This window comes from Bordetella sp. BOR01 (assembly GCF_019218885.1).
Classification (GTDB): Bacteria; Pseudomonadota; Gammaproteobacteria; order Burkholderiales; family Burkholderiaceae_B; genus Bordetella_A.
The window spans coordinates 1-519 of the sequence record NZ_JAHUWT010000016.1; the positions used below are offsets into that span (position 1 = coordinate 1).

General features: G+C 56.1%; 1 protein-coding gene. It reads right to left on the minus strand.

Features of this window, described 5'->3' with window-relative positions; genetic code table 11:
* Positions 1 to 519, minus strand: a 519-nt coding sequence (locus KW845_RS29785; protein WP_218372945.1) for a hypothetical protein, incomplete at both ends; no start/stop codon positions are given.

Here is a 519-nt window from a genome sequence, read left to right on the forward strand (position 1 = left end):
TCCCATGCTCCTTCCTTTTTCCTTCCCCTTTCCTCCCCCTTCTCCTCTTTTTTTTCCCTCTTCCTCTTCCCCTCCTTTTTTCCTTTTTTTTTCCCTCCTCCTTCTCCTTCCTTCCCTCTTTCCTCTCCTCCTCTTCCCCCCTTTCTTTTCTTCTTTCCTCTCTCTTTCCTTTCTTTTTCTCCCCCTTCCTCCTTTCCTCCTCTTCTTCCTCTCTTCTTTCTTCTTCTTCCCCCCTCCCCCCCCTTTCTCTCCTCCTCCCCTTTCTCCCTTTCCTCTTTCTCTTCCCTTCTCCTTCTCTCCCCTCTTTCCTCCCTTTCCCTTTCTCTTTTCTCTCCTCCTTTTTCCTCTTTTTCCCTTTCCTTCCTTTCCTCTTTTTCTCTCTCTTTCCTCCTTCCTCTTTCCGCGGCCGCCTCGCTGCCCGCCCGCCCCGCGCTGCTTGCCCTCGCGCGGCGCGGCGCCGCGCGTCTCGTCCCGCCCCCCTCCTGTCTCTTCTCCCCCTCTTCCGCTGCCGCCGCCCCG